At 48.3% G+C, this 24,928-nt stretch carries 23 protein-coding genes and 1 pseudogene; 20 read left to right on the plus strand and 4 right to left on the minus strand.

The window, feature by feature from the left end; translation table 11 throughout:
- The 6 genes from NQ502_RS17405 to tsf all read left to right on the plus strand — a co-directional run bounded on the left by NQ502_RS17405 (window position 1) and on the right by tsf (window position 7,156).
- On the plus strand, window positions 1–1,494 hold the full coding sequence (locus tag NQ502_RS17405) for a glutamate synthase subunit beta (RefSeq protein ID WP_028528717.1): 1,494 nt from the start codon (window positions 1–3) through the stop codon (window positions 1,492–1,494).
- Between the two features lie 105 nt (window positions 1,495–1,599).
- Window positions 1,600–2,589, plus strand: a complete 990-nt coding sequence (gene add / locus NQ502_RS17410) for an adenosine deaminase (protein ID WP_028528718.1) — start codon at window positions 1,600–1,602, stop codon at window positions 2,587–2,589.
- 23 nt (window positions 2,590–2,612) lie between these two features.
- Window positions 2,613–3,341 carry a YARHG domain-containing protein gene (locus NQ502_RS17415; RefSeq protein ID WP_028528719.1) on the plus strand — a complete coding sequence of 243 codons (729 nt, stop codon included), beginning with the start codon at window positions 2,613–2,615 and terminating at the stop codon, window positions 3,339–3,341.
- Between the two features lie 22 nt (window positions 3,342–3,363).
- Window positions 3,364–5,268, plus strand: coding sequence for a PdaC/SigV domain-containing protein (locus NQ502_RS17420; protein WP_028528720.1), 1,905 nt, complete (start codon window positions 3,364–3,366; stop codon window positions 5,266–5,268).
- A 180-nt stretch (window positions 5,269–5,448) separates the two neighbouring features.
- A complete protein-coding gene (rpsB, locus tag NQ502_RS17425) occupies window positions 5,449–6,180 on the plus strand; it encodes a 30S ribosomal protein S2 (RefSeq protein WP_028528721.1) in 732 nt (243 codons plus the stop codon).
- A gap of 34 nt (window positions 6,181–6,214) precedes the next feature.
- Entirely contained in the window at window positions 6,215–7,156 is a 942-nt protein-coding gene (tsf, locus tag NQ502_RS17430) for a translation elongation factor Ts (protein ID WP_028528722.1), read from the plus strand.
- Between the two features lie 209 nt (window positions 7,157–7,365).
- On the opposite strand, the pseudogene NQ502_RS19545 reads toward tsf, so the two are convergent.
- The 3 genes and pseudogenes from NQ502_RS19545 to NQ502_RS17440 form a co-directional block, all read right to left on the minus strand.
- Window positions 7,366–7,458: pseudogene (locus NQ502_RS19545) on the minus strand (hypothetical protein); the annotation flags it as partial.
- A gap of 96 nt (window positions 7,459–7,554) precedes the next feature.
- A complete protein-coding gene (locus NQ502_RS17435; protein ID WP_028528723.1) occupies window positions 7,555–7,809 on the minus strand; it encodes a TfoX/Sxy family DNA transformation protein in 255 nt (84 codons plus the stop codon).
- A gap of 175 nt (window positions 7,810–7,984) precedes the next feature.
- Window positions 7,985–8,296 carry a DUF1905 domain-containing protein gene (locus tag NQ502_RS17440; RefSeq protein WP_049898150.1) on the minus strand — a complete coding sequence of 104 codons (312 nt, stop codon included), beginning with the start codon at window positions 8,294–8,296 and terminating at the stop codon, window positions 7,985–7,987.
- Window positions 8,297–8,482: 186 nt separating this feature from the next.
- Between NQ502_RS17440 and NQ502_RS17445 the strand changes: the two genes are divergently transcribed.
- From NQ502_RS17445 to NQ502_RS17510, 14 genes are all read left to right on the plus strand, one after another.
- Window positions 8,483–9,184 (plus strand): 3'-5' exonuclease, encoded by a 702-nt coding sequence (locus NQ502_RS17445; protein ID WP_028528725.1) that lies wholly within the window; start codon window positions 8,483–8,485, stop codon window positions 9,182–9,184.
- A 105-nt stretch (window positions 9,185–9,289) separates the two neighbouring features.
- Window positions 9,290–9,760, plus strand: a complete 471-nt coding sequence (locus tag NQ502_RS17450; RefSeq protein ID WP_028528726.1) for a hypothetical protein — start codon at window positions 9,290–9,292, stop codon at window positions 9,758–9,760.
- Window positions 9,761–9,775: 15 nt separating this feature from the next.
- Window positions 9,776–10,630, plus strand: a complete 855-nt coding sequence (locus tag NQ502_RS17455) for a CheR family methyltransferase (RefSeq protein ID WP_044983265.1) — start codon at window positions 9,776–9,778, stop codon at window positions 10,628–10,630.
- Entirely contained in the window at window positions 10,612–10,989 is a 378-nt protein-coding gene (locus tag NQ502_RS17460; RefSeq protein WP_028528727.1) for a response regulator, read from the plus strand. The genes NQ502_RS17455 and NQ502_RS17460 overlap by 19 nt, the downstream gene beginning before the upstream one ends.
- The gene (locus tag NQ502_RS17465) at window positions 10,986–12,665 is read left to right on the plus strand and encodes a methyl-accepting chemotaxis protein (protein WP_028528728.1); all 1,680 of its coding nucleotides are present in this window, start codon (window positions 10,986–10,988) and stop codon (window positions 12,663–12,665) included. Before NQ502_RS17460 ends, NQ502_RS17465 begins: the two co-directional genes overlap by 4 nt.
- Before the next feature lie 17 nt (window positions 12,666–12,682).
- Complete coding sequence (locus NQ502_RS17470) at window positions 12,683–13,297, plus strand: chemotaxis protein CheC (protein WP_028528729.1); 615 nt, start codon at window positions 12,683–12,685, stop codon at window positions 13,295–13,297.
- A 4-nt stretch (window positions 13,298–13,301) separates the two neighbouring features.
- A complete protein-coding gene (locus NQ502_RS17475) occupies window positions 13,302–13,778 on the plus strand; it encodes a chemotaxis protein CheD (protein WP_028528730.1) in 477 nt (158 codons plus the stop codon).
- Window positions 13,779–13,798: 20 nt separating this feature from the next.
- Window positions 13,799–14,737 carry a GGDEF domain-containing response regulator gene (locus NQ502_RS17480; RefSeq protein ID WP_028528731.1) on the plus strand — a complete coding sequence of 313 codons (939 nt, stop codon included), beginning with the start codon at window positions 13,799–13,801 and terminating at the stop codon, window positions 14,735–14,737.
- A gap of 12 nt (window positions 14,738–14,749) precedes the next feature.
- Window positions 14,750–16,792 (plus strand): chemotaxis protein CheA, encoded by a 2,043-nt coding sequence (locus NQ502_RS17485; protein WP_028528732.1) that lies wholly within the window; start codon window positions 14,750–14,752, stop codon window positions 16,790–16,792.
- The gene (locus NQ502_RS17490; protein WP_028528733.1) at window positions 16,782–17,225 is read left to right on the plus strand and encodes a chemotaxis protein CheW; all 444 of its coding nucleotides are present in this window, start codon (window positions 16,782–16,784) and stop codon (window positions 17,223–17,225) included. The genes NQ502_RS17485 and NQ502_RS17490 overlap by 11 nt, the downstream gene beginning before the upstream one ends.
- Before the next feature lie 162 nt (window positions 17,226–17,387).
- Window positions 17,388–19,439, plus strand: a complete 2,052-nt coding sequence (locus tag NQ502_RS17495; protein WP_028528734.1) for an oxidoreductase — start codon at window positions 17,388–17,390, stop codon at window positions 19,437–19,439.
- A 16-nt stretch (window positions 19,440–19,455) separates the two neighbouring features.
- Window positions 19,456–20,745, plus strand: coding sequence for an aconitase X (locus NQ502_RS17500; protein ID WP_044983266.1), 1,290 nt, complete (start codon window positions 19,456–19,458; stop codon window positions 20,743–20,745).
- Window positions 20,745–21,188: an aconitase X swivel domain-containing protein gene (locus NQ502_RS17505; protein WP_028528736.1), complete on the plus strand. Its 444-nt coding sequence runs from the start codon at window positions 20,745–20,747 to the stop codon at window positions 21,186–21,188. The genes NQ502_RS17500 and NQ502_RS17505 overlap by 1 nt, the downstream gene beginning before the upstream one ends.
- 42 nt (window positions 21,189–21,230) lie before the next feature.
- Window positions 21,231–22,310 (plus strand): D-alanyl-D-alanine carboxypeptidase family protein, encoded by a 1,080-nt coding sequence (locus NQ502_RS17510; RefSeq protein WP_049898152.1) that lies wholly within the window; start codon window positions 21,231–21,233, stop codon window positions 22,308–22,310.
- Between the two features lie 66 nt (window positions 22,311–22,376).
- Here the strand turns inward: NQ502_RS17510 and NQ502_RS17515 are convergent, their stop codons facing one another.
- Complete coding sequence (locus NQ502_RS17515) at window positions 22,377–24,776, minus strand: hybrid sensor histidine kinase/response regulator (RefSeq protein ID WP_044983267.1); 2,400 nt, start codon at window positions 24,774–24,776, stop codon at window positions 22,377–22,379.
- Between the last annotated feature and the right edge of the window lie 152 nt (window positions 24,777–24,928).

Genomic DNA, 24,928 nt, shown 5'->3' on the forward strand with positions numbered 1-24,928 from the left:
ATGGGAAAAGCAACAGGATTTTTAGAATATGAGAGAAAAGTCAGTGTTTCTGAAAAACCAAAGTCCAGGATCAGACATTTCCGCGAGTTTAAAATCCATCTTCCTCTGCAAGAACAGCAGCTGCAGGGGGCGAGATGCATGTCCTGCGGTGTGCCGTTCTGTCAGTCCGGTATGATGCTCGGCAACATGGTGTCAGGCTGTCCGCTGCACAATCTGATCCCCGAATGGAACGATCTTGTATATCTCGGAAACTGGGAAGAGGCGTACAGACGCCTGAGAAAGACGAGCAGCTTTCCGGAATTTACATCACGGGTATGCCCGGCACTCTGTGAGGCGGCCTGCACATGCAATCTGATCGGAGAACCGGTATCCACAAAGGAAAATGAGTTTGCCATCATTGAGCATGCTTATGAGATGGGGTATGCGAAGGCGGAACCGCCCCGCGCACGTACCGGAAAAAAGGTAGCGGTGATAGGCAGCGGTCCTTCCGGTCTCGCAGCAGCTGACCAGCTGAACAAGAGAGGACACTCAGTGACTGTATTTGAGAGGAATGACCGCATCGGCGGACTTCTTCGCTACGGAATCCCGAATATGAAGCTGGAAAAACATGTGATCGACCGGAAGATCAAAATCATGGAGGAGGAAGGCGTCACATTTGTCACGAATACGGATGTCGGGAAGAATTACAGGGCGGAGAAGCTGCTGAGGGAATTTGACCGCGCCGTGCTCTGCTGCGGCGCGTCAAATCCGCGTGACATCAGCGCTCCGGGCAGAGATGCCAAAGGAATTTATTTCGCGGTGGATTTTCTGACCTCTGTAACAAAGAGTCTTCTGGATTCGGAATTTCGGGATAAACAGTATATCGATGTAAAAGGGAAGAAAGTCGTGGTCATCGGAGGCGGGGACACCGGAAATGACTGTACCGGAACATCGATACGCCTGGGAGCGTCCAGTGTAGTACAGATTGAAATGATGCCGAAGGCTCCGGATCAGAGGGCGGAGCATAATCCATGGCCCGAGTGGCCGAGAATCTGTAAGACTGATTACGGTCAGGAGGAGGCTGTCGCAGTGTTTGGCAGGGATCCCCGTGTCTATCAGACGACGGTGACTGAGTTTATCAAAAATAAGAAAGGGGAACTGTGCCAGGTCAAAATCGTAAGACTGGAGGGTCAGAAGGATGAGAAAACAGGACGTATGATGATGGTTCCGGTTGAAGGGACAGAGCAGGCGATCGATGCGGACGTCGTACTGATCGCCGCGGGATTTTTGGGATCACAGAAATACGTGACAGACGCATTTAAAGTAGCAGTCAACGGACGGACCAATGTTGCAACGGAGGAAAACGGGTACGCAACAAATGTGCCGAACGTATTTGCGGCAGGAGATATGCACAGAGGCCAGTCCCTGGTCGTCTGGGCGATCCGGGAAGGAAGAGAAGCCGCAAGGGAAGTGGATGAGAGCCTGATGGGCTATACGAATCTTTCCGTTCAGTAGAAAAACAACGCCGCAGGCTCTGTATTGGGCCTGCACGGCGTTGTTTTTGGCTTCCGGAAATGATATAATAAACCCGTGAAAGTTTAACTTTGAGGGAGGGATAGTATGACACCGAAGATCGATCTGCACTGCCATCTGGATGGATCTCTTCCGCTTCTGACGGTACAAAAACTGGCAAACCGCAGCGGATTAAAAATACCTAAAAGAAAGAATGACTTAAAAGAGGTGCTGCGGGCACCCGCCAGATGCCAGGATCTGGCGGAGTATCTGACGTATTTTGATCTGCCGGTCGCCTGTTTGCAGACACAGGAAAATCTGCGGGAGGCCGCCTATGATACAATCTGCGAGGCTGCAAAGGAAAATGTTATCTACATGGAGATCCGTTTTGCACCGCTCCTGCACACCCGCCAGGGCCTGAACAGCAGGCAGGTGGTGGATGCTGTGATCTCGGGTATGAACGATGCAAGGCGTGAGACGGGGACCGAGGCGGGGATTATCGTTTGCGCGATGAGACACCACAACGTGGAGGACAACATACAGATGCTTCACGATCTTCTCGAATTCTACGGGATGGGTCTCGCCGGATTCGATATTGCGGGCGATGAGAAGCAGTATCCGGTCGGCGCACACAGCCGCTTCTATTATGAAGCGGGAAGACATGGCATACCGTTTACAATTCATGCCGGTGAGTGCGGGAGCGTGATGAATGTACTGGATGCGCTGGCCATGGGGGCGATGCGCATCGGTCATGGGATTGCGGCCGCGAAAGACGCGAGGGCGATGCAGGAGTGTGCAAATAAAAAGGTTTGTCTGGAGCTCTGTCCCACCAGCAACCTCCAGACAAAAGCGGCGGAGAGTATCGAACAGTATCCATTTCGTACGCTTCTGAATTCGGGCGTTGTTTTGACCGTAAACACCGACAACCGAACGGTGAGTGACACAACGCTGGGGAAAGAAATGCAGCTTATGAGGGAATATTTCGGGTTATCGGGGGCAGAAGAAAAACAGCTGCTGCTGAACAGCGCTGCCTATGCGTTTGCTTCAGACACTGTCAGGGAGAAGCTGAGGCAGAAAATTGAAGCGTTCGACTGGTGATAACACATGAGGAGGGAGAAGCAATGTTTTGTGAAAAATGTGGAAGTAAGCTGGAATCGGGAGATCTGTACTGCCCGGGATGCGGAAGAAAACTGACAGGTCATAACACGCAGCAGTATCAGCCGCCGCGCAAAAAGCCAGAGACGGACGGAAAGGAAAAAGCACTCTATGCATTGCTCGGAGTTGTCGCAGTACTTCTGGTCATCGGTATCATATGGGGCGTTGCGACGCTGGTCAGTCTCAACAGAGAAGAGGAGCAGTACGCAGAGTCTTCAAAAACAGAACAGGAGCATACTCCTGAGGCGGACGATAAGGATGATACAGTGGAACCCGCCGAAGTACCGGCTGTCACAGTGACGCCGGTTCCGGCAGAGGAGCCGGAAGCCGTGCAGGAACCGGTCGTAACCCCGGAGCCGGCACCGACGGTGACTCCTGCACCGTTGCCGGCGCAGGAACCGGATGATTCAGCCGGCGGGGATTATGTGATCCCGGACAGCAGCAGCCGACAGCTTGACAGTTCCGATCTGTCAGGACTGAGTGAGTGGGAACTGAGAGTTGCCAGAAATGAAATATATGCAAGACACGGAAGGATGTTCAATGATTCCGCTCTGGATTCTTATTTTCGGGGCAAAAGCTGGTATGTGCCGAGTATACCGGCTGAAAATTTTGACGACAATACATATTTGAGCAAAACAGAGTTGAAAAATGCGAAGCTGATTTCAGATTATGAGGCTTCGAAAGGCTACAGTTAAGGTCTGAGCGGGAGGGCGAGCAATGTATTGTGGAAGATGCGGTGTATATAACGACGACAGCCATGCGTACTGTGAAAACTGCGGCAACAGGCTTGCGGGAGAAACGGTTGGGCATGCGGCAGCGCCCCCTGAGCGCGGCAGCAACAGCAACAGGCTGCTCATACTCATTATCACAGGGATCCTTTTGCTGATCATGATTCTGGGCGTGGTTTTCTGGGCACATATCTCTGAAAAGAAGGAGTATCGGGAGCTGATCACGATGGGGGATCAGTATCTGGAAGAGAAGAATTACGAGAAGGCTGAAAGCAGTTACCGAAAGGCGATTACGGTCAGTCCCGGTCTTCCCAGACCATACATTCAGCTCGCTGCCGTCTATACAGAGACGGAAGAGTACAGTCAGGCGGTGGAAGTTCTGAATCAGGGGATTGAGGCAGTAAAAGAAGGAAATGTACAGGTTCTTCAGGAACAGCTGACTATAATAGAAGAAACATATATCACACATGATTTTGGGAAAAGTGCGGACATGGGGCAGAAGGATAGCGGAACAGACGCCGCTGCAGATGCTGCGGCAACAGCACGGCAGGTTCTGGGGCTTCCTTACCTGGCAGACTGTACGTATGACATGTGGTATGAAAGAACAGATCAGGGAATTAAATGTTCCAGCATTGCAGACACGGGGATTCTGAGTGCGGATCTGTTCGACTATGATGGGGATGGACAGGAGGAAATTCTGGCAATTATTATAGGAACAAATTCCTCACAGTTTTCCGAGCAGGGATACTGGTTTTATATGCTGGAGCGAGAATCGGACGGAAGCTGGATAAAAGCGGCGGAGTATTTGATTGATATGGGATATCACGCGCTGGACGGTATCAGCTTTCCGATGCGCATCGACTTTTTTTCTAAAGAGTACGGGAAGGATACGGTGATCTTCTATGAGTGCGGCGGGAGAGCGACGTATTTTGCGGATGGTGCATTCTGGACTATGGGCAGAGTTCAGTATCGTGATCAGGCTTTTCTGCCGGCCGGCGAGAGCCTGGATATGGCCGGATCGGATGATGTGGCGGATGCCTGCCTACGCCTGGACGAAAACTATAGCGGTCCCGAAGAAAACCGGCAGTTTGTGCTGGATTTTATCGCCCGGGTGGACGAACTCGGTCTTGATTTAGACGGCATCGGATACCAGTATCCGGCGATGGATCAGGATATCACTCTGAGAAAGATATTGAGAACGGACAAGACCTCCGGCATCACGAGTGAGCAGGCAGGAGCCCTGTATTCGGCACAGACCGGCGAAAAAATAAGCGGCGCCACAGTGAAGTTTACGGACTTTTTAAGAAAGCAGGGATCAGACAGCGAGCAGGCATATTCCATGCAGATGAAAGTACTTGACGGCAGCCTGGATATCTGGTATCCGGTATTTTCACCGTCCTCTCCGACGACAGATGCATGGAATGCGTATTTTCAGAACAGTGCGTCGGAATTACTGTCATATCTGAAAGACATGCAGGAGGAGGGAATTGAAAATGCCGGCGTCTCCCGCGATGTGGAAGTCACGTTCCAGGACGGCGCGTATATTTCCATGCATTTTACGGACTGGTATTATTCAGGGGGCGCGCACGGCATGTATTATGAGTACGGAATGACAGTCGATCTTGCTGGCGATCATATATACACACTGGAAGAGCTTCTGAATACGGACCACGCTTCTGCAGTCAGCATGGTGAACAGTGCGTTCAATGAAGATATGAAGATTCACCCTGAACTTTATTTCGAAGGGACACAGTGCCAGGTCTCGGATGACTTCCGTGAGATCGGTTATTACCGGACAGCGGAGGGCGTTGTACTGCGCGCCCAGCTCTACTGGCTGGGACCGTATGCTGCCGGAAGCCAGGAAGTTGTGCTTACGCCTGCCGAAAACCCCTGAAAAATTGTAAATTTACGGGAATTTTAAGCATTTAGTGCTTGAAAAACCCGGTTTATCCGTGCTATAATGCAAAGGTCGCAAAAAACACGCATGTGGGTATCTTGAAGGTGCCCGAAGCCCTCGGGTCTCAAGGAAACGTCGAAGCATGCGGAAGAAAAACCAGAAAAAGGAGATAATATCATGGGCGTAATTTCAATGAAACAACTTTTGGAAGCAGGTGTTCATTTCGGACATCAGACAAGAAGATGGAACCCGAAAATGGCGGAGTACATCTACACAGAGAGAAACGGTATCTATATCATCGACCTTCAGAAATCTGTCGGAATGGTTGACGATGCATATAAAGCAGTTTCTGATATCGCTGCAGACGGCGGAACAATCCTGTTCGTTGGAACGAAAAAACAGGCGCAGGATGCAATCAAAGCAGAAGCAGAGCGTTGCGGAATGTTCTATGTAAATGAGAGATGGCTGGGCGGTATGCTGACCAACTTCAAGACAATTCAGAGCAGAATCAGAAGACTGAAAGAAATCGAAGCAATGCAGGAAGACGGAACATTCGATGTTCTTCCTAAGAAAGAAGTCATCGAACTGAAAAAAGAACTGTCCAAGCTTCAGAAGAACCTGGGCGGAATCAAGGAAATGAAAAAGGTTCCGGATGCAATCTTCATCGTAGATCCGAAAAAAGAGAGAATCTGCGTTCAGGAAGCACATACACTCGGTATTCCGCTGATCGGTATCTGTGATACGAACTGTGATCCGGAAGAACTGGACTACGTAATTCCAGGCAACGACGATGCAATCCGTGCAGTAAAACTGATTGTTGCAAAAATGGCAGACGCTGTTATCGAAGCAAAACAGGGTGAAGCCAGCGAGGAAGAATTCGCAGAAGAAACGGAAGCAGCAGCAGAGTAATAAATACGACAAGTCAATCAGGAGGGAAATCATAATGGCTATTACAGCAGCAATGGTTAAAGAATTAAGAGAGATCAGCGGCGCTGGTATGATGGACTGTAAGAAAGCTCTTACAGAAACAGAAGGCGACATGGATAAAGCAATGGAGTTCTTAAGAGAAAAAGGACTTGCTACGGCTCAGAAAAAAGCAGGAAGAATTGCAGCAGAAGGTATCGTTATGTTAAAAGTTTCTGATGACAGCAAGAAAGCAGTTGCTGTAGAAGTAAATGCAGAGACAGACTTCGTTGCAAAGAACGAGAAATTCCAGGCATACGTAGCTCAGGTTGCTGAGCAGGCTATGGACACAACGGCAGCAGATATCGAAGCATTCCTGGCAGAGCCATGGAAATTCGAGACATCTCAGACTGTTTCAGAAGCACTTGCACATCAGATCGCAACAATCGGTGAAAACATGAACATCCGCCGTTTCGCACAGGTTACCGAGGAAAACGGTATGGTTTCCGCTTACACACATATGGGCGGAAAAATCGGTGTTTTGGTTGATGTTGTGACAGATGTTGTGAATGATGCAGTGAAAGAGATGGCAAAAAACATTGCCATGCAGGTTGCAGCTCTGAAACCTCAGTACACAAACAGTGCTGAGATCAGTGAAGAATACATTGCTCACGAGAAAGAAATCCTGCTCGCTCAGATCATGAACGATCCGAAAGAGTCCCAGAAACCTGAAAAAGTGATCCAGGGAATGGTAAACGGACGTATCAACAAAGAAATGAAAGAAATCTGCCTGCTTGATCAGGTATATGTAAAAGCTGAGGACGGAAAACAGTCCGTAGGCAAATATGTTGAGGAAGTTGCAAAAGCTAACGGTGCCAACATCACCATCAAAGGCTTTGTTCGTTTCGAGACCGGCGAAGGAATCGAGAAGAAGGAAGAAGATTTTGCGGCTGAAGTTGCAAAGCAGATGGGCGGCAACTAGATTTTTGAAAGCATCCCTGATGGGGCTGATAAATCCAGTATTTATGCGGGCTAAAATAATGTAACTGAAATTTAGAGGTTTGCGCATTAATAAATACAAAAAGAAGGGGCTGTCGCACTAAGTTGTGAACTGAACTGCTCCCTGTCAAATAGACAGGCAAAAAATAAATTTTTCTATCTCCAGCCGTAGTTGTACGGTTGGAGATATTTTTATGCAGCTTTGGTTTGCAGGTAGTGCCTGTATGGCGTCATGCAGTTGAGCCGTTTTTGATATCGTAAGCCATTATAGTAATCTATGTACTCAGTTACTGCCTGTCACAAATGAAACAATGCTTTTATCACCCAAATCCATCTCTTCATAAATTCTGATTTATCACTTTGCCAGTTCAATCAAAAGTTTCATTTAAAGCTATCACTAAAACTTTTTAATTTGCCCTTAACTTTATCGGACAACTGATTGTATTCAATATCATCGATTGCACCTTGGAGCGTATATAAATGCACCAGACAAACATTAGGATAACGCATCTTTAAACGAATAAAGGCTTCTTCACTGCCTGCTTGCAATAGTTCTTCTGCAGAACAAATACCAATTGATTTAAGTTTCTTTTCCATTTCTTTTCCAATATTACGCATAGAAGTTAATTTTGCCATCCAATCAAATCCTTTCTTCCTGTTTATAAACTGCAAAATTCACTGTTTTTTATTAGAGTAAATAATCGTTTTCACGATTTGCAACAACAAAATCAATCAGTTTTTATGTTGCATATTCCCCAACCACTAATGGTTCATTGTCGCAAATTTTTCTGCCGCTGGAACTGTAAGATAATTAGACAAGTATAATAATATTAACATCCTTATTGTGTACGACCTTTTCTTTTTTCCGCACTATTGCTTTGAGTGGAAGCAAGTAAGTGTCTTGTTTGGTGTCAAACCAGATAGAGGTTTGCCATTCTGTGCTGCCAATTTTCACTGTTACTTTCATTCGACCCCAGCCCTGTTCTAGCCACTTAAAATTGTTTCTTATTTCCAATGACAGATCATTAGGAAGTGAAACAAATGTCCATCCAATCATGTCTGCTGACGATGAGTATATATAAGGTTTTGCTGTAAACTCATAACGAATACCTTTGTTCTCCATATTCTCACCTCACATAAATTCATAATTATAGTAAAATTATACAGTAATACAATAACATTGACAATCAAAAAGAAAAGTTTAAAGTTTCGGCTTGAATGCGTATCATATTCCGTATATAATGAAAGCAAACTGTAAGAGTATATGCAGGCACATTACAAAAGAGAAAGTGAGGATGACACAGGCGATATGCTGAACTCATACATAGCTTTTGACGTTGAGACGACCGGACTGAGCCCCGCAGAGCATGAGATTATTGAGATCGGGGCTTTAAAAGTCCGTGAAGGAAAGGTCCAGGAACGTTTTATCACATTTATAAAGCCCAGACTGCCAATACAGGAAAATATCACCAGGATTACCGGCATCAGCAATGATATGGTTGCCGGTGCCAGGAGCAGGGAACAGGTAATCCCTGAGTTTCTGGAGTTTTGTGAGGAAGATATTCTGATCGGACATAATCTGATCTTTGATTACAGTTTCATTCATAATAGCGCCAGATCACTTGGTTATGTGTTTGACCGAGTCGGTATCGACACCTTGAGTATCGCCAGGTCAGTGCACCGGGAGCTGCCGTCAAAGAGTCTGGGAGCGCTGTGTGAACATTACCGCATACAAAACCAAGCGGCCCACAGAGCTTACCATGACGCCCTGGCGACCGCAAAGCTGTATCAGACCATGTCCCACTATTTTGAGGAGAAACATCCGGGATTATTTGCGGCGAAACCTCTGGTATGCACATCCGGGGAATGTCCTCCTGCGACGCCCAAGCAGCTGAGCCTGCTGAAACGTCTGACGAAACAGAAAGGAATCATGCAGGATCTGAACATGGAGACACTGACGAAAAATGAGGCATCCAGGCTGATTGACAGCATCCTAAACCCTTGCAGCTGACGGAAATATACCGTGTGCAGGGGTTTTTTATGTTTTGGTTTTCGTGGATATTGCCTGTGGAGTATGATATAATGTGAACAAGCTAGACGGCCTGCAGGTTGAATCATGTATGATGAGGCAGGTCCGCCCGGAATGACAAGACGCGGCAGAGGGGACAGGGAAAGGCGGATGGTTATGGAAGGCCTGGAAAATAAGTATCTGGAATTTACAGCAGTCGGTTTCTGTTTTCTCGCCGCGCTGCCGTGGGTGAAAGAAATCAGGGAAAACGGATTATGGGAAGAAGATGTGGCGATTCTTGACTGGGAGAAAACCGTCGGATGCCGGGCAGAGGGAGATTGTCCCAGATACGGCATTCTGCTCGAACATGAGGGAAAGCGTCTGGGGATTGCGGCGGAGAAAGTGACAGGAGTCAGGGAAGTGGCTCCGGATTGTATCATGGAGCTGAAAAGGCCGGTGAAAAATGAAAAGAACCGGTTTATCAGTGCAGCGGTGATCCGAAAGGAACATGGAAAAGGTCTTGCTTTCGTTCTGTGTATGGAAATTCTTGCGGATCTTGCCGTTATCAATTCTGAATAAGGCGGACGGGTGACGATGATTAGGCTGAATGAAAAAGAATTTGCAGATATTGTCCGGTATATGCGTGAGACATATGGAATTAATCTGGAAAAGAAACAAATATTGATCGAATGCAGAATGGCCAGAGAACTGGAACGCGGGGGTTTCAATTCCTTTGGCTCATATTTTGATAAAATGAAAAAAGATCCGGATGGAAGGATGGTAGAAGAACTTGTTGAGAGACTGACTACCAACTATACATATTTTATGAGGGAACCGGAACACTTCAGGCTGTTAAATGAAAAAATTCTCCCCGAAATGTTTCAGAAAAGTTATACAGCATTTTACAACATATGGTGTGCAGGGTGCTCCACAGGGGAGGAATGCTACACGCTGGCCATGTTGCTGAGGGATTACAGAGACGCGGTGGCGAAGATGCCGAATATCAGAATTACGGCGTCCGACATCTCAGAGGAAGTATTGAGGAAGGCCGAAGAGGCAGTGTATCCGGCGAGGGAATTGGAGCAGCTTCCCATCGAGTGGAGGGAGAAATACTGCCATATGGAGAATAAACATCAGTTTTCGGTCGACAGGGACCTGAGGTGCAATATACGTTTTATAAAACAGAACCTGATGAAACCGGTATCGGAAAAGTACGATCTGATTCTGTGCCGGAATGTGATGATCTATTTCGACAGGGAATCCAGGAGAAAGCTTGTCAGGCAGCTGGAAAACAGTCTGAATCCGGGAGGATATCTTATGATCGGACATGCAGAACTATTGCCTGGAGATGAGACGAATCTGCAGCTGGTGTATCCGGCAGTCTATAAAAAGAGTGTGAAAGAAAATGACCAGGCGGCAAAGGAGAATATATGGAAAAGAAAATTATGATCGTAGATGATGCAATGTTTATGAGAAAACTGATCCGGAGAAATCTGGAAGCAGAAGGATATCGCGATATCATAGAGGCATCGGACGGGGAATCTGCACTGGAGCTGTTCTGGAAGGAAAAACCGGATCTGATGATTCTCGATATCACAATGACGGGGATGACGGGGATGAAGGTATTGGAAGAAATCATGCCGAAGGCTCCCTGGGCAAAAGTTATCATGTGCTCTGCCGTTGGTCAGGAGACAATGATTCTGGATGCGCTCTCGAAAGGGGCCGCTGATTTCATTGTAAAGCCGTTTAAAAATGATGAATTTATCAAAATCATCAATAACTGCATCGCGGAGGAGAACACGATATGAGAAAAAAATTTGAAAATATGAGAATAGGAAAAAAACTGATTCTTACATTTGCCCTGATTCTGGTGATGTATGTGGTGACCGTACTTACTGCCGTGGTCAATATCAGGAATATGTCGGATCGGATGGAACAGCTGTATAACGGTGCGTTTGCCAATGTGGAAACGTCACAGAAACTGCTCGGAAATATTAATAATGTACAGCGAAATATGATTCTTCTGGCAGCGACAGACGGGATAAAGGACCGGGAGGCATATCTTACCGACACAAAGAAACTGATAGACAATGCGGGAACGTATGTGGAGGAACTGACAACAGGATATATCAGCGGAGGAGAGATAGCCGCTGAACTGGAAGAAAAGTTTGCCGGTATGGTGGTTCCGAGAGACAAGATGATGACTTTGCTGGAGGCGGGGGATAATGAGCAGGCTCTGAATATCTACTTCGACGAGTATGATTCGATAGCGACACAGGTCAGAGAAACGCTTTCGCAGCTGGTGGATGCCGCCTCGGCAGATGCACAGAACAGTCTGAATGAAGGACAGGCTATGAACAGCAGAATCGTGGTTCTGATCTGGATCCTGGCGGGAGTGATCATACTGTTCACGGGAATTTTATGGTATGTGATCACAAGGAGCATCATTGTTCCGATTAATACGGTTAAAAGAGCAGCCAATCAGATCGCAAACGGCGACCTGGATCTGGAGATTACTTATACGTCCAGAAATGAACTGGGACAGCTGGCAGACGATATCCGAAGCACTGCCGAAGCTCTGAGCAGCTATGTCAGAGAGATAAAAGCCGGTTTGTCGTCACTTGGCAGCGGATGCCTCAGTTATCGTCCAAATGTCGAATTCAAGGGGGATTTTATTGCCCTTGGGGAGTCGATGGAGGAGATTACGCATCTGCTCAGAGAGTCCATGCAGCAGATCAGCGGCAGTGCAGATCAGGTGTCCGGCGGCGCGGAACAGGTTTCAAGCGGTGCGCAGGTTCTGGCACAGGGAGCATCGGAGCAGGCGGGCTCTATCGAAGAACTGGCGGTCAGCATCAATGAGATCACCGACAGTGTAAAGGAAAATGCAGAAAATGCACACAAGTCGAGTCTGTTGGCAGACAAGGTGGGAACAAGACTGGTAACGAGCAATGACCAGATGGAAATACTGTTGAAGAGCATCAGGGAAGTTCAAAAGAATTCAAAAGAGATCACAGGGATTGTAAAAGAGATAGAGGATATTGCATTCCAGACAAACATTCTTGCGCTGAATGCTGCAGTGGAGGCGGCCAGAGCAGGCGATGCAGGGAAGGGGTTCTCTGTCGTGGCAGGAGAAGTGAGAAGACTTGCATCCAAGACGACGGGAGCATCAAAGCTCACAGCCGAATTAATTGAGAAGAATACAGAGGCCGTACAGGCAGGTATGGAAGCCGTCGATTCTGCGGCTGAAGCCTTGAAAATCTCGGTAGAAGGCGCCCAGGAGGTTAACCGGATGGTGGATAAGATCTCTGCGGAATCATCACAGCAGGCGATTGCCATTACACAGATTCGAAAGAGTGTAGAGTTGATTTCGGAGATTGTACAGAGGAATTCTGCTACGACCGAAGAGAGTGCAGCGGCGAGTGAAGAGCTGTCAGCTCAGGCCCAGATATTAAAAGAACTGGTAGAACAATTTGAGCTTGCATAGAACAGGGGAGATCGAAGATGGATAAGAGCGGGGAACTGAATGAGAATGAACAGGATATGCTGAAAGAACTCGGAAATATCGGCACAGGCAATGCGGTGACAGCCCTCTCCGCAATGCTGGCGCGCCCGCTGGAGGTCCACTCCACGAGGCTGAAGCTGGTAAGCTATCAGGAGATGTATGAAGACCCTGGCAGCTCGGAGAAAGAGAAGATTGGAATTATGCTGGAAGCGTGCGGTGAAATAGAGGGAATATTTTTATTTCTGCTTGACATGGAATTCGCAGTGCGTGCGCTTGACTGGCTGCTGGAAAAAAAGGAAAGAGATCTGGCCCGGATGGATGATATGGAGCGGTCAGTCTTCTGTGAACTGGGAAATGTAATGTGCGGTGCTTACGTCAATGCGTTGGCACAGCTGCTGAACAAAAGGATCGAGGTCACGGTGCCACACCTCAGTACGGATATGGGGGGCGCGATTTTCAGCACGGTTGTCTCGCATCTGATGAAAGCGAGCGATATGCTTCTGATGATTGACAACGAGATCCGCCTGGACAGCGAAACGTTGTGCGGACAGATTTTGTTCTTCCCGGAGATGGAATCGATGCGCAAAATCTCCGAGTGGCTGGAGGAAATGTAGCGATATGGAAAAAGTCATTGTAGGGATCGCGGAGGGCAGAGCAGTGCATGCCGGTCAGACCCTCATATCGTACGCACTTGGCTCCTGTGTGGGAATCTGTTTGTATGATATGCGGGAAAAAGTGGCAGGGATGGCGCATGTTGTTCTCCCTGATGCCGGGCATAGTACCGATCAAAGGAATCCATACAAATATGCTGCATCAGGAGTGCAGACGCTGATCCGGGAAATGGAGGCGCTTGGGGCCAAGCGGATACGGATGACCGCCAAGATCGCAGGAGGCGCTGATATGTTTCAGAATGCAGGCGGTAAATGGGAAATTGGAAAACAGAATGTCGATGCTGTGAAGCAGGCTTTAAGAAAAGCCGGGATTCCTGTTATCGCAGAGGACACCGGAGACAATTACGGAAGGACCATTCTTTTCTCGGGAAAGGACGGCAGTCTGGAAATCAGCACGGTCAGGCGTGCAACGAGAGTGATTTGACGAACAGATGGAGGTAAGCTATGAATGCAAGTGACAGACAGATAGTATTGGCAGTCGATGACAGTCTGCTGATCTGCCAGCAGATAAAAACAGCTCTTGACGGGGCGGAAGGAGTATTTCTCTGTGAGGCACACAGCGGGGAAGAAGCAGTTGAACTGGTAAAACTGTATCAGCCGGATCTGATACTGCTGGATGTAGTTCTTCCCGATGCGGACGGGTATGACCTGTTTGAAAAACTGAGGAGCGTTGATCAGAATCATGCGTCCATTATTTTTCTGACGTCCAGAGATAATGATGAGGATGTGGTCAGGGGGCTGACGATGGGTGCCTGCGATTATATCAAGAAACCGTTTGCGCATGGTGAGCTAAAATCACGGGTACAGATACATCTCCAGATGAAGAAGCAGAAGGATGAACTGAATAAAGTGAATGAAGAACTGCGCAGCAACATGCAGAAACTGAACAACATGGCATTCAGGGACGGGCTGACGGGTCTGTATAACCGCCGTTATGTCGTAGGAGATCTGGCAGAAGATATCCAGATTCATAATGAAAAGAAAAATGTCCTGATTCTTGCAGATATTGATGATTTTAAGAAAGTAAATGATACATATGGACATGATGCGGGTGATGTGGCACTGGTATGTATCGCAGGCATCATGGGAGAAGTATGCCAGAAATTTAAAGTGGTCCGCTGGGGCGGGGAAGAGTTTCTGATCGCACTCATGAATGTTACAGAGGAAGAGGCCTTTGAGCTGAGCGAAACGATCCGCAGGAAAGTGGAGCAATATACGTTCTTTCATGACTCCGTGGAATTTTCCTGCACCATTACGCTGGGGCTGCACTGTTACAGTGAGGAGGAAGGAATCGAGCTGAACATCAAATATGCGGATCAGGCGCTCTATTATGGAAAACGTCACGGGAAGAACTGCAGTGTCTGGTATGAGGAGATAGAGTAGACGGAGATAACTATGGGATATTTTGATTCAGATGAAAAAGAAATGCTGGAAGTATATATGCTGGAAACCCGGCAGCTGCTGGAGCAGCTGGACGGGTTTCTGCTGGAAGCAGAAAAGAACCATGCATTTACAGAGAGTGAGATCCATGCGGTTTTCCGGATCATGCATACGATCAAAGGATCCTCGGCAATGATGAGGCTTAGTGATTTATCACGGACAGCACATAAGCTGGAGGATCTTTTTGCATACTACAGGGAAACATATGGCGTCATAAAAGATCCGGAACCTGAGCTGTTTGATTTGTTATTTACGGTATCCGATTATATTGCCAAAGAGCTGGAAGGCATGTCACTGGACTCTTATCAGCCTCACCCGGCCAGTGATATAGAGATCCGGGCTGAAGAATATCTTCGCGCGGCAAAACAGGGAAGACGAGAGGACGGGGGAAAACAAACGGAGGAAATACAGGAAACCCGCGGGGAAAATGCAGAGGAACCGGAGCGGATACCGGAGAACTTTGACGGCAAAGGAGGCGTGATCGTCAGAATTAAACTGGAGGAGGGATGCAGGCTGGAACATATTCGTGCGTTTATGCTTGTCCGGCAGATCGAGGGACATTGCAGCTGCGTGGAATCATTTCCGGAGCATCTTGACAAGGCACAGTCAGAGGCAGAATACATCAGCAGACACGGAGTGCTGCTCCGGTTTGAGAGCCAGGAAAAGAATAAGGTGCTCGATATTCTTCGGGGAGGTTTGTTTGTGGCATCCTGCGAGATCGTAGAAGACCGGACGATAAGAGCGGTTCTGCCAACAGAACATACGACGAAAGATGACAGGGAATCAGCGGAAAAGAAAGAGGCGGAATTTCTGAATGTCAGGACAGACCGTCTGGATCGCCTGCAGAATCTGGCCGGAGAGATGATGATACAGATGCTGACACTGGACGATGCGCTGCGCCGGGCGGGACTGGAGGAGATCAGAGAGGGGACTGCATATCAGCTGAATCGTCTCATCGGTGATGTGGAAAAAACAGTGATGGAGATGCGGATGGTTCCTGTCAACAGTCTTGTTCCAAAACTTCGCAGGATTTTTCGTGACATCTGCCGTGTTCAGAAAAAGGACGTAGAATTTGTTGCCAGCTGCGGGGATATTGAGGCGGACAAAAGTGTCGTGGAATATGTCTTTGAAGCGCTGATGCACATCATTCGCAATGCGGTAGACCACGGAATTGAGACGCCGGCAGAACGTGCGGCTTCCGGTAAGGAAAAAACCGGAAAGATTGTCTTTACCGCGGAGAGTACTGTCGGTGAACTGATCCTTTCGATTCAGGATGACGGACGGGGAATTGATGCAGAGAAGATCAAAGCATCTGCAAAGAAAAAAGGGCTTTTGGAAAAACCGGAAGATGCGTATGATACACAGGAACTGTGGGAACTGATTCTCTCGCCCGGTTTTACAACCCAGGAGAAGGTTACAGACTATTCAGGACGCGGAGTGGGGCTTGATGTTGTTAAAAATATCATGGAGGAGGCAGGCGGACATCTTTATATAGACAGCGAGGCAGGAAAAGGGAGTAAGTTTACAATTATGCTTCCGCTGACGCTCTCTACGATTGAATGTGTGCGCTTCCGGGTGGGGGAATGCAGATTTTCGCTGCCGGCGCGTTATGTGTCTGGTTTTATGGAGTACAGGGAAAAAACGGGTCTGATACAGGAGCTGAAAGGCGGAACTTCCTACATCATGATGTCGGAAAAAATGGTACCGCTGATAGACCTTCACCGCTTCTATCATCTGCAGGGGAAAACCGAAGATACTGCGATCATCATATGCCTGAAAAAAAACGATAAGGAGTACTGTATCATAGCGGATTCCATGTATGAACAGAAGCGTATTGTGGTGAAACCACTGCCGCCTCTATTTGGCACTGGATTCCGCCGTTTTACGGGAATCAGCGGGCTCAGTATGATGGGAAATGGCAGAATCTGTTCGGCACTGGATGTGGAAATACTTGTGAATCTGTACGTGAGCGAAGGAGGATACAGAATTGGACATTAACAAAGAGATTCTATGCATTCCCGGCAGGACAAAGAACTATGCCGTGGAGTTTACATATATCAAAGAAATCTGCCCGAATATGCGGGTGTCTAAAGTCCCGTGTCTCCCAGAGCATTTTGCGGGTGTCTTCCATTATCAGGGGGCAATTATACCGGTTATCAGGCTGGAGGAAGAAGCGGAAACCGGGAAAGATAAGACCAGGTCAGTGATTCTGGTTCTGGAATATCAGAAATATCAGCTCGGAATATTGCTTTTCAGAGACCCGTATATGGTACAGGCAGAGGACATGACCTGGATTGATATGCCGGGACACGAAGAAACGGGGACGGACACCTGGACAGGAAAGGCATTCTATAAGTACAGGGATCACTTGTTTTCTCTTGGAGATATTGAGAAACTGATGGATCACCTGATGATCTTTCATAACGCATAACCATACTTATTGAGGACAAATCGGTGGTTCGGAAGCAGCGGGTAAATACGAACGGTCTTTTGCAGTAAGGAATGGCGTCTCAGTGCCGGATATGATAGAATATAGATAGAACAAAGCAGGAGACACTTCACCAATACACTACTGTGCCAGGGGGGAATGAGGATGGATGCAAAGTTAGAACCGTTATTTACACCGTGGAAAATCGGTAACTGTGATATTAAGAACCGGATTGTTTTAACCTCAATGGGAGGTACGAATCTTCTGGGATGGATGGAGAAGAACCATTTTGACAAGGATGGTGCAAAGTTTATCATGGAGGTGGCGAAAAACCATGCGGGGCTGGTGCTGCCTGGATGTCAACCCGTCTATAACCCGATGTTCGGACAGTGGCTTTATAAGAATAAAAAGATGTATGAGGACTTGAAAGCCTGGATGCCAAAGTTCCACGAGACGGGAGCAAAATTATTCGTTCAGCTGACCGCCGGGTTTGGACGGTCTTTCACGGTCAGCGAGCTGATGGAGACACTTTACACAAACAAATTTCTGAGGGTGGTTTCCAAACCGTTTATGGATCTGGATAAGATCACGGCTTCGGCGAGCCCTTCGCCCAACCGCTGGTCTGATAAAGTTCCGTCCAGAGAGATGACGGTGGAAGAGATCCATGAGTTCGTGGAGGCGTTTGCAAAATGTGCGAAACTGCTTCAGGACGCGGGAGTGGACGGCGTTGAGATCCATGCGGTGCATGAGGGCTATCTGCTTGACCAGTTTACTCTGAAGTACGTGAACCGCCGTACAGATCAGTATGGGGGGTCTTTTGAAAACCGATATCGTTTTGCCGTAGAGATCGTGCAGGCGATCAAGAGGGTGTGCGGGAAAGATTTCCCCGTGTCCTTAAGGTACAGTGTCCGTTCCATGACGAAGGGATATCGGAAAGGCGCGCTGCCCGGAGAAGATTTCACAGAGGCGGGAAGAGATATGGAGGAGTCAGAAAAGGCTGTGAGATACCTCCAGGATGCCGGCTATGATATGCTGAACTGTGATAATGGTACCTACGATGCGTGGTACTGGGCGCACCCGCCGATCTATATGCCCAAGAACTGCAATCTGGAGGATGTGGAACACATTCGGAAGTTCACGGATATTCCCGTCGTGTGTGCAGGTCGAATGGATCCGCACACGGCAGCCGAGTCCATTGCGGCAGGGAAAATAGACGGAGCGGGCTTTGCCCGTCAGTTTCTGGCTGACCAGGAATGGGTGACTAAGATGATGGAAGGAAGAGAAGAGGATATACGTCCCTGCATCTTATGCCACAACGGATGCTTCAATATGTGCCACTATAAGGGGGTTCCAAATGATCAGGAGCTTTCGGACAGCCTGCATCTCGCGCGGTGTGCAGTGAATGCTGAGACCATGCAGTGGGATAAGCATCATATCAGGAAAACATCGTCGCCTGAGAGAGTTCATATCATCGGCGGAGGCATCGGCGGTATGGAAGCAGCCAGAGTGCTGAAATTACGTGGGCATAATCCGGTCATTCATGAAAAAAGCGACCGCCTCGGCGGTACCTTTATTCCGGCAAGTGCGGAGTCTTATAAAGATAAACTCAGGAACCTGCTCACCTGGTACAGACGTCAGATGGACGTGCTTGACATAGAAGTTCATCTGAACGAGGAAGTTCGGGACACGGCGAAGTTCGGAAACGAAGCGGTCATCATTGCCACCGGAGCCGTTCCGCGGACATTGAAAAATGTGCCCGGCTATGAACGGATGATCGAGGCGTGCGAATACCTGAACGGCGCCGGAGTGGGAGATACGGTGGCTGTGATAGGAGGAGGCCTGACGGGATGTGAGATTGCGTATGAGCTGGCATTAAAAGGAAAGAAACCAATCATAGTCGAGATGAAGGACGACCTGGTTTCCCAGAAGGGCGTTTGTCTCGCCAACAGTTCATATCTGCGCGAATGGTTTGCACTGCACAGGATTCCCGTCTATCTGGAGACTATGCTAAGAGAGGTAAGGGAAGGCTCGATCGTCTGCACAAAGGACAGCGGGAAGGTCGAGATCGCCTGTGATTCGGTGATCAGCTCCGCCGGGTATGTCTCCAGTCCGCTCACGGGAAAAGGAAAAAGAACATACCTTGTGGGTGACTGTCTGAAGGTTGGCAACCTCAGGTCCGTTGTCTGGAGTGCATACGAGACGGCTATGAAAATCTGATGGGAGGCGGGATGAAATGACAGATTATAAGATGAAGCTGTCGGATGAGCAGAAAGCGGTCTTAAACGGCAGCAAAGGCGATGTGATGGCAAAGGTGATGGAGACCATGATCCGCTACGGTGAACTGTTCGGTGCGGACAGCATGGTACCGATTTCGAGCAAATATAACCATCTGGTCACTTCTTTCGGTCTGAAGGCGCTGGGACCCGTCTATGACCTGATGGAGAAACTGATCGGTGCGGGATGCACATCGACACAGAAATTTACTGCCGATCCCCGTCCTCTGGACAAAATGGTACCGAGTTCTTTCATACAGAATATTGTATTTCGGCATTTTATGTACAGCAGGCAGGATTATTACGAGAGTCAGCTGGATAAACTGGGACTGCTCGGGAAGGACGCCTTCACGTGTACCTGCTATATGGACGAAGTCGGAAATACGCCCGGCCAGGGAGAGATTCTTTCCTGGTCAGAATCTTCAGCGGTCGTATATGCCAACTCGGTGCTGGGCGCCAGATGCAACCGGAACTCGGGAATCATCGATCTGATGGGTTCTGTCGTGGGCTGTGTGCCGCATTTCGGACTGCTGAGTGATGAGGGACGCAGGGCTGACTGGATCGTCGAGATCAGGACTACCAGGAAACCGGAAGCGCAGCTTCTGGGATCTGCCGTCGGCATGAAAGTGATGGAGGATGTACCGTACATTGTCGGACTGGATAAGTGGCTGGGCACATTGGATGATGACGCCCGGACGTATCTGAAGGATTTCGGAGCGGCGACAGCCTCGAACGGCGCAGTCGGACTGTACCATGTGGAGGGAATCACACCGGAGGCAGTACAGCAGGGAAAAGGCCTTTTGAAGGAAAATCCAAACGTATATGTCATCGACGACGCAGAACTGCAGCGTGTCTATGACGGCTATCCGGTTATCTGGAAAAATAAGAATGCCAGGCCGAAATTATGCTTTATGGGATGCCCGCACATGAGCCTGAATCAGCTGATCAGCTGGACGAAAAAAGTGGAACAGGGATTAAAGGAAGCCGGGCATGAGAAGGTTGTGATACCCACGGTATTTACTGCAGCTCCGGCTGTGCTGAAGAAATTCGGGCAGACACCGTATGCCGCCAGACTGGAGAAAACGGGGGTGATCCTGTCTTATATCTGTCCGCTGATGTACATGAACAACCCGCTGAGTACCAGTATGCCAGTCATCACATCCAGCAACAAGCTGCGCACTTATACCAGTGCGAGGTATTATAAGGATGATGAGATTCTGAAACAGATTACAAAGGGAGGGGATATGTGATGAAGAGTTTTCAGGGAAGAGTGGTCACTCCGGGAACTGTGACTGCACCGGCACTTGTCTCTCGTGAGGGTCTGAATACACTGGCATCGTTCCAGAAAGCGCTGCAGTTCGGGGATAAGAAGGCAACCTGCGGGGATCAGAATAACGCGGATTTATATGGCAAACAGATGGCAGGGAAAGCGCTCTGCCTCCCGAGGACGATTGGTTCCACTACGGGCGGGCTTGTGCTGTACTGCGCCTGTTCCATGAAACGCCAGCCAGCCTGTCTGCTGTTTTCGGAACCGATCGATTCCCTCGCAGCGGCCGGGGCAATTCTGGCAGACGTGTGGCTCGATGACGTCACCATGCCGGTGGTGGATTCTCTGGGTGATGAGTTTCTGGAATATATGAAAGATGATATGACCGTCACGATCAAAGAGAATGGGGTTGTGGAAGCAGGCTGATGTGATTATGATTGTATGCATGAAGCCCAGGAGATAAAGCAAATGAATAACCAAAGAAAAAACAGGAAAAAGAAAAGCAGCCCGTTCATCAGATTTCTGCTGTTTTTCGCATGCATCGGATTTGTTCTGGCATCATTTTGGATATCGGGAGATCTGAGTAAACGCACACATAACGTGAGGGCAGAGTCGGGAGAGACAGGCATCGGACCGGATGCCGCTGATTCGCAGGGGGATCACAATTCATCGGATTCTGATGATGCGAAAGGACAGGAGACAGGGTCCGAAGCAGGTTCAGAACGGGAACCGGAACCGAAAGAGAAGAAGGCGGCGGCAACGGGCGAAACGGTGGAGCTGACAGATGAGATTACAAGCAGCTACGCAGTCTTTGTTGATCTTAGTGCGGAAAAGATTGTCGCGCAAAGAGATGCAGATGCCAGAATCAGCCCTGCATCCATGACGAAGATACTCACGATCCTGGTGGCGGCTGAACATGTTGATAACCTGGATGATACGTTTACGATTACTCAGGAGATCATAGACTACAGTTATCTCAATGAGTGCAGCAGCGCCGGATTTGCGGCGAACGATACAGTGACTGTGCGCGATCTATTCTACGGGACGATACTGCCGTCCGGGGGCGATGCGGCGACAGCCCTCGCCATATATGCAGCGGGTTCCCTGGAAGAATTTGTCAATATGATGAACGGGAAACTGAAAGATCTGGGGCTGTCAGAGACAGCTCATTTTACCAACAGTGCGGGACTGTACGATGAGGATCATTACTGTACGGTCAATGATATGGCTGTGATCCTGCAGGCAGCTGTCGCAAATGATCTGTGCAGGGAAGTGCTGTCAGCCCGTACCTGGCAGATCCCCGCTTCTGAGCTCCATCCGGAAGGAATTCCGCTCTCTAACTGGTTTTTGCGACGTATCGAGGACAAGGACACAGGTGCCAGGGTGATGTGTGCCAAGACCGGATACGTGGAGCAGTCCGGTAACTGTTCCGCCAGCTATGGCGTGGGAAGTGACGGAAAGGAATATATCTGTGTGACGGCAAATGCCGCCGGTGTCTGGGCGTGCATTGACGATCACGTCGCATTGTATAAGAAGTTTTCGGTATGATATATGCCGGCAAAACGAAAAACAAAAGTTACCCGCAGATGAGCAGTCTGCGGGTTTACTGTGTAACTATAAATATCTGCTGATCTCGCGCTTTAAAGCGGCGGCGTCCAGGGGCTTAGCCAGGTGACCAGTCATACCTGCTTCTTTTGCAAACCGGATGTCTTCTGCAAAAGCATCGGCGGTCATCGCGAGAATCGGTACGCCAGAGGCGTCTTTGCGGTGCATAGAACGGATTTTTCTTGTCGCCGTATATCCATCCATAATGGGCATCTGTATATCCATAAGGATAATATCGTAATAGTTCTCAGAGGATTCTCTGAATAAATTGACACCTTGTTCTCCGTTACAGGCGATATCGATTTCTGCCCCCATATCTGCAAGGAGTTCCACAGCAACTTCCTGGTTGAGTGTATTGTCTTCTACCAGCAGAAAATGCCGTTTATCAAAGGTGCTTTTTTGATTAGAGTTTTGTTCGTGGACTGGGGTCTGCTCGCCTAATACGTAATGCTGCAGTCCATGAATCAGTGTGGAAATGAAAATGGGCTTTTGAATAAATCCATTGACGCCTGCCCGCCGTGCTTCCTGTTCGATATCATTCCAGTCGTAGGCAGAGATGATCAGAACAGGCAGTTTGTCGCCGAGGAGCTCACGGATACGGCGGGTAGTCCACAGGCCATCCTGCTCCGGCATTTTCCAGTCGAGCAGTACCGCATCATACGTGTCACCTCTTTGGTGTGCTTCTTCTATTTTTTCGACGGCCTGCTTTCCGCTGTTAACCCAATCAGTGTAGATACCTATACTTTGAAGCATCTCGACAGTATGCTCACACATAATGGCGTCGTCATCCGCAACGATGATTTTCAGATCGGGGAAAGTACTGTTCAGCGGAGGAGCCTCTTCTGTCTTCAGCGGTATTGAGACGAAGAAGGTGGTGCCTGTTCCGGGGCAGCTTTCCACATTAATCTCGCCGTTCAGCAATTCTACAATCTTTTTCGTGATGGCCATGCCAAGTCCGGTGCCCTCCGTCTTATCAACACGGCTGTCACGTTCCCTGGTGAACGCCGTGAACAGATGGGGGAGAAAATCAGGCTGAATTCCGATACCATTATCAGTAATTTTAAAGAGAAACCGGGCTATGTTATGATCTGCCGAAACTTCCTGTACATCCATTGTGATATGTCCGCCCTCCGGGGTGAATTTGCAGGCATTGGAGAGAATGTTCAGGAAGATCTGTCTCAGACGCAGAGAATCACTCATAAAATGTTCGTGGATCACACATTTCAACCTGATTGAAAACATTTGTCCTTTCTCTTTAAACTGCGGCTGCATAATACTCACGATGTTTTCCAGCAGCTCGGGCAGGAAAGTCACATCCTCCCGCAGTACCATTTCACCGTTCTCTATCTTGGACATATCCAGGACATCATTGATAAGCCCGAGCAAATGCTGGCTGGAAAGACCGATTTTTTTCAGACAGTCCTTCATTTTTGCAGGGTCATCAAGATGAGCAGATGCGATATCTTTCATACCTATGATGGCGTTTAGAGGGGTTCTGATGTCATGGCTCATGCGGGAAAGAAAGTCAGACTTCGCCCGATTGGCTTTTTTTGCCTCGTCCAGCGCAAAACTCAGCTGTTTCGCCTGCTCCTTCAGTCTGCACTGCATCTGACGAAGCTCAGTCTCATTGGTGATATCAATATAAATGACCAGGTATATCGGGTCTGAATCCTGACAGGCGATGCAGGAAGCGTTAATCTGCAGCCATGCATTGTTTCCGTACAAGTCATTCATCTGTACGGTAAAATGAACGGGTTTTCCAGCCAGAAGTTCCTCTCTGTGAGCCTGAAAAACTTCCTGATTCCGCATGACATTGCTGCGGAATAAGGGATAATCCATGTTCTTCCAGCTTTCTTTGCCAAAGAACTCAAAGAACCGGTCATTACCATCCAACAGTATAAATTCCAGGTTTTTACTGACGCGGTATTTCGCAACGAAGCCCGGAAGGTTATCATATGTAACGGACTGTTCCAGCTGCATCTGCATGACGTTGCTGACATCAGTGATGGCTGTGTAGGAAACCTGGTAACCGCCAATATATTCATCTGTAAATCTGGCTGTCATACGTACCCAGAGATATTCACCGCTTTTGCGGCGCATGCGCGTGACGATTGTATAACCATCTCCACCCGCGTTCAATGTCTTGATGACTTCATCGCCTAATTGTTTCCATATGGCTTCATCATGGATTCCGAGTTCCTCGTTTATATAATAGCTGTCGCACATATTATGATAGATGGCTTCGTACTCCTCACGGGAATATCCAATTAAATCATAATAGAAATCATTTGCCCAGACCAGCGTAAAATGATCGTCAATTAAATGTTTGCTGACACTGACCTGCAGAAGATTCATTAATGTATCATATTCATATCCGGTCTGCCCGTGGTTTTCGCCTTGTATCTCCATGTGTTCCCTCCATTTTCAACAGTCTGTCAGACAAACAAAAGAATCTTTCCTATATTAGCTATAGGTATATCGTATATCAATTAACCTGAAAAAGCAAGTTGAATGTCAAGTTTTGAATTGATATACTAAAACTATTAGTTTTCGGCTTTGAA

Source organism: Ruminococcus gauvreauii, from assembly GCF_025151995.1.
GTDB classification, from domain to species: Bacteria; Bacillota; Clostridia; order Lachnospirales; family Lachnospiraceae; genus Ruminococcus_G; species Ruminococcus_G gauvreauii.

Excerpts from the sequence above, each read along its gene's own strand:
- NQ502_RS17405 (WP_028528717.1), top strand. The coding sequence starts at position 1 with ATGGGAAAAGCAACAGGATTTTTAGAATATGAGAGAAAAGTCAGTGTT.
- add (WP_028528718.1), top strand. The coding sequence starts at position 1,600 with ATGACACCGAAGATCGATCTGCACTGCCATCTGGATGGATCTCTTCCG.
- NQ502_RS17415 (WP_028528719.1), top strand. The coding sequence starts at position 2,613 with ATGTTTTGTGAAAAATGTGGAAGTAAGCTGGAATCGGGAGATCTGTAC.
- NQ502_RS17420 (WP_028528720.1), top strand. The coding sequence starts at position 3,364 with ATGTATTGTGGAAGATGCGGTGTATATAACGACGACAGCCATGCGTAC.
- rpsB (WP_028528721.1), top strand. The coding sequence starts at position 5,449 with ATGGGCGTAATTTCAATGAAACAACTTTTGGAAGCAGGTGTTCATTTC.
- tsf (WP_028528722.1), top strand. The coding sequence starts at position 6,215 with ATGGCTATTACAGCAGCAATGGTTAAAGAATTAAGAGAGATCAGCGGC.
- NQ502_RS17435 (WP_028528723.1), bottom strand. The coding sequence starts at position 7,809 with ATGGCAAAATTAACTTCTATGCGTAATATTGGAAAAGAAATGGAAAAG.
- NQ502_RS17440 (WP_049898150.1), bottom strand. The coding sequence starts at position 8,296 with ATGGAGAACAAAGGTATTCGTTATGAGTTTACAGCAAAACCTTATATA.
- NQ502_RS17445 (WP_028528725.1), top strand. The coding sequence starts at position 8,483 with ATGCTGAACTCATACATAGCTTTTGACGTTGAGACGACCGGACTGAGC.
- NQ502_RS17450 (WP_028528726.1), top strand. The coding sequence starts at position 9,290 with ATGTATGATGAGGCAGGTCCGCCCGGAATGACAAGACGCGGCAGAGGG.
- NQ502_RS17455 (WP_044983265.1), top strand. The coding sequence starts at position 9,776 with ATGATTAGGCTGAATGAAAAAGAATTTGCAGATATTGTCCGGTATATG.
- NQ502_RS17460 (WP_028528727.1), top strand. The coding sequence starts at position 10,612 with ATGGAAAAGAAAATTATGATCGTAGATGATGCAATGTTTATGAGAAAA.
- NQ502_RS17465 (WP_028528728.1), top strand. The coding sequence starts at position 10,986 with ATGAGAAAAAAATTTGAAAATATGAGAATAGGAAAAAAACTGATTCTT.
- NQ502_RS17470 (WP_028528729.1), top strand. The coding sequence starts at position 12,683 with ATGGATAAGAGCGGGGAACTGAATGAGAATGAACAGGATATGCTGAAA.
- NQ502_RS17475 (WP_028528730.1), top strand. The coding sequence starts at position 13,302 with ATGGAAAAAGTCATTGTAGGGATCGCGGAGGGCAGAGCAGTGCATGCC.
- NQ502_RS17480 (WP_028528731.1), top strand. The coding sequence starts at position 13,799 with ATGAATGCAAGTGACAGACAGATAGTATTGGCAGTCGATGACAGTCTG.
- NQ502_RS17485 (WP_028528732.1), top strand. The coding sequence starts at position 14,750 with ATGGGATATTTTGATTCAGATGAAAAAGAAATGCTGGAAGTATATATG.
- NQ502_RS17495 (WP_028528734.1), top strand. The coding sequence starts at position 17,388 with ATGGATGCAAAGTTAGAACCGTTATTTACACCGTGGAAAATCGGTAAC.
- NQ502_RS17500 (WP_044983266.1), top strand. The coding sequence starts at position 19,456 with ATGACAGATTATAAGATGAAGCTGTCGGATGAGCAGAAAGCGGTCTTA.
- NQ502_RS17505 (WP_028528736.1), top strand. The coding sequence starts at position 20,745 with ATGAAGAGTTTTCAGGGAAGAGTGGTCACTCCGGGAACTGTGACTGCA.
- NQ502_RS17510 (WP_049898152.1), top strand. The coding sequence starts at position 21,231 with ATGAATAACCAAAGAAAAAACAGGAAAAAGAAAAGCAGCCCGTTCATC.
- NQ502_RS17515 (WP_044983267.1), bottom strand. The coding sequence starts at position 24,776 with ATGGAGATACAAGGCGAAAACCACGGGCAGACCGGATATGAATATGAT.